The organism is Rhodococcus sp. CX (assembly GCF_015865005.1).
Lineage (GTDB): Bacteria > Actinomycetota > Actinomycetes > Mycobacteriales > Mycobacteriaceae > Rhodococcus.
Map to the genome: position 1 here is coordinate 1 of NZ_JADZGH010000165.1, position 3,500 is coordinate 3,500.

Genomic DNA, 3,500 nt, shown 5'->3' on the forward strand with positions numbered 1-3,500 from the left:
GCGCTGGTTCGTCGCCCGCCGCCCATGTTCGCACCTTCCGACCGCTCGACGTGTCGGGATTCGCCATCGCGGCGACGGCGCAATCCTGTGAAGAGTGTAAAGGGATCCGGCTCGGCGCGGAGGTTGTGCGGACCACCGCTGCCGACCGCGTTCCCGCGGGTCACGGCCCACGTTTCGAACTCCCGCGTTCGGGTACCGCCGCAGGCATGACCGACATCGACCGCATCCGCGAACCCTGGGGCACCCGCACCCCCTACGGACCGGGCGAGCCCTGGCCGATCCGGGTGGACTGCTATCTGGCCGACGGACTGGGCGAGGACGACGTCGACAACTGGGTGCAGTCGGCGACGATTCTGCACTCGAACGGCGACGGTCTCGACATCGCCGTCAAGGACGGCCGGATCGTCGGGGTCCGCGGGCGCGCGGTGGATCGGGTCAACCACGGCCGGCTCGGGCCGAAGGATCTGTTCGGGTGGCAGGCCAATCACTCGCCCGACCGGCTGACGACTCCGTTGATCCGCCGCGACGGCGCGCTCGTGGAGACCGATTGGGACACGGCGATGGATGCCGTCGCCGAGCGCACCCGCGAGTTGCTGGCCGAGCGCGGCCCCAGTTCGATCGGCTTCTACACGACCGGGCAACTGTTCCTCGAGGAGTACTACACGCTGGCGCTGATCGGGCACGGGGGTATCGGCACCAACCACATGGACGGCAACACCCGGCTGTGCACCGCGACCGCGGCCGCCGCGTTGAAGGAGTCCTTCGCGTGCGACGGGCAGCCCGGCTCCTACACCGACATCGACCACGCCGACGTGATCGCCCTGTACGGGCACAACATGGCCGAGACGCAGAGCGTGCTGTGGAGCCGGGTGCTCGACCGGCTGGCGGGCCCGACTCCCCCGGCGGTGGTGTGCGTCGACCCGCGCGCAACACCCGTGGCGCGGGCCGCCGCCGTGCACCTCGCGCCCAGGCCGGGCACGAACGTGATGCTGATGAACGGGCTGCTGCACGAGATCGTGCGCAACGGATGGATCGACCGCGACTACATCGAGGCGCACACCGTCGGCTTCCCGGAGCTGCAGAAACAACTCGAGGACTATCCGCCCGAACGGGCTGCCGAGGTGTGCGACGTGCCGCTCGACGACCTGCTGGAGGCGGCCCGCATCCTCGGCGGCGCCGAACGTCTGGTGTCCACCGTGCTGCAGGGCTTCTACCAGTCGCACCAGGCCACCGCGGCGGCAGTGCAGGTGAACAACGTCCACCTGATCCGGGGCATGCTCGGCAAACCCGGGTGCGGGGTGCTGCAGATGAACGGCCAGCCGACGGCGCAGAACACCCGCGAATGCGGCGCCGACGGGGACCTGCCCGGCTTCCGGAACTGGGCCAACGACGAGCACGTCCAGGAACTGGGGCGGCTGTGGAACATCGACCCGATGCGGATCCCGCACTACACCGCGCCGACGCACCTGATGCAGATGCTGCGCTACGTCGAGGACGGCTCGATCCGGTTCCTCTACGTCAGCGGCACCAACCCGGCGGTGTCGCTGCCGGAACTGGGCCGCATCCGGGAGATCCTCGCCCAGGAACGGCTGTTCCTGGTGGTGCAGGACATCTTCCTGTCCGAGACCGCCCAGCTCGCCGACGTGGTGCTCCCGGCCGCGACGTGGGGCGAGAAGACCGGCACGTTCACCAACGTGGACCGCACCGTGCACCTGTCGGAGAAGGCCGTCGATCCGCCCGGCCTGGCCCGCGCCGACCTGGACATCTTCGTCGACTACGCCCGTCGAATCGGGTTGCAGGACAAGGACGGGCAACCCCTGGTGAAGTGGTCCACTCCCGAGGAGGCGTTCGAGGCGTGGAAGCGCTGCTCGGCGGGGCGGCCGTGTGACTACACCGGTATCACCTACGACCGGCTGCGCGGCGGCAGCGGCATCCAGTGGCCGTGCACCGAGGACAGTCCCGACGGCACCGAACGCCTCTACGAGGACGGGAAGTTCTGGAGTACACCGGACTATTGCGAGAGCTACGGCCGCGACATGGTCACCGGTGCGCCGCTCGAACCGACCGAGTACAAGGCCATGAACCCGCTGGGAAAGGCGATCATCAAGGCGGGCGAATACCTGCCGGCGCACGAGCTCGTGTCCGAGGAGTTTCCCTACCACCTCACCACCGGCCGCACGCTGTATCACTTCCACACCCGGACGAAGACGGGCCGCGCGCCGCAACTGCAGCAGGCCGCCCCCGAGGTGTGGGTGGAGATGTCGGCCTCCGACGCCCGGCGACACGGCTGGTCGGAGGGAGATCTGTTGCGCATCACCACCCCTCGGGGCCGGGTGGACGCGAAGCTGCGGATCTGCGGGATCCGTCCGGGGGTGTTGTTCGTGCCGTTCCACTACGGCTACTGGGACACCCCGGGCGGTCACGAACCCGGCGACGCCGAGGGCCGGGCCGCGAACGAGCTGACCCTCACCGACTGGGACCCGGCGTCCAAGCAGCCGTTGTTCAAGGGCGGCGCGGCCCGCGTGGAACGTGTCGAAGCCGGCGACGGCACACCGTCCGCCGCGCCCACGACCACCGCCTCGGAGCCGGTGGGCGCAGCCGTCCCGCAGACCGGCGGCGGCCCCGACGCGACCGCGACCGAGACGTTCGTCGAATCCCCCACAGGCGCAACGAACACCGGAGGTGCGCAATGAACAACAAGGTGGGACTTGCGATCCGGGAGTTGCACGAGTCGGAGAACGACCTGGCCGGCCGGCTGCTGCAGATCTCCGACCGGAACAAGGCCGATCACGAGATATTCCATCTGGGACAAGATCTCGCGCGATGGTCGCAGCAGCACGTCCGGGAACTCGCCCGCGTCGGGCAGGATTACGACCTCGACCTCGATGCCGAGCCTGCGGAGGACCACAGCATCCTCGCTGCCCTCCGCCGGAAGGGTAGCGAGCTGGTCGGCCGGCATCACGATCCCTCGCTGCTGTTGCTGCGGGACCTGCGGGAGATCCACCGCACGGCAGCCGGGGTCTCGCTGGACTGGGAGATCCTCGCCCAGACCGCGCAGGCGCTGCAGGACCGCGAACTGCTCGCCACCGCCGAACGCTGCCATCCACAGACCCTGCGTCAGATGCGCTGGGCGAACGCGAAGCTCAAGGAGAGCTCCGCGCAGATCATGGTGACCGGGTGAGGTGAGCGCCCCACCCCGCAGCGCAACCGAGGTCGCGTTGCGTGACCTTCGTTACGTCCCCGCGGGAACCATTCGCCGGGCGCGGTTCGTCCTATTCTGTGACGACCCTTTGTCACCGATCACAGAGAGAGCCATGCGACGCGCCAAGCGCAAACCTCGAAGACCCCGACCGCCCCACGGTGACGGATATCCCGCCACCCCAGGATCGGCATCGACATGCTGACCGCCCTCGGAATCCTTCTCGGAATCCTCGTAGTCCTCGCGATCACCGCCCTCACCGGCTACTTCGTGGCCCAGGAATTCGCGTTCATGGCGGTGG

At 68.8% G+C, this 3,500-nt stretch carries 2 protein-coding genes; both read left to right on the plus strand.

Going from position 1 to position 3,500, the window contains the following annotated elements:
• Window positions 1–206 precede the first annotated feature (206 nt).
• Entirely contained in the window at window positions 207–2,693 is a 2,487-nt protein-coding gene (locus tag I0Q12_RS17260) for a molybdopterin oxidoreductase family protein (RefSeq protein WP_197253060.1), read from the plus strand.
• Window positions 2,690–3,181 (plus strand): hypothetical protein, encoded by a 492-nt coding sequence (locus I0Q12_RS17265; RefSeq protein WP_197253061.1) that lies wholly within the window; start codon window positions 2,690–2,692, stop codon window positions 3,179–3,181. The genes I0Q12_RS17260 and I0Q12_RS17265 overlap by 4 nt, the downstream gene beginning before the upstream one ends.
• The last annotated feature ends 319 nt before the right edge of the window (window positions 3,182–3,500 follow it).

Bases quoted from the DNA above. Each gene is read 5' to 3' on its own strand.
- I0Q12_RS17260 (WP_197253060.1), top strand. From the start codon at position 207: ATGACCGACATCGACCGCATCCGCGAACCCTGGGGCACCCGCACCCCC.
- I0Q12_RS17265 (WP_197253061.1), top strand. From the start codon at position 2,690: ATGAACAACAAGGTGGGACTTGCGATCCGGGAGTTGCACGAGTCGGAG.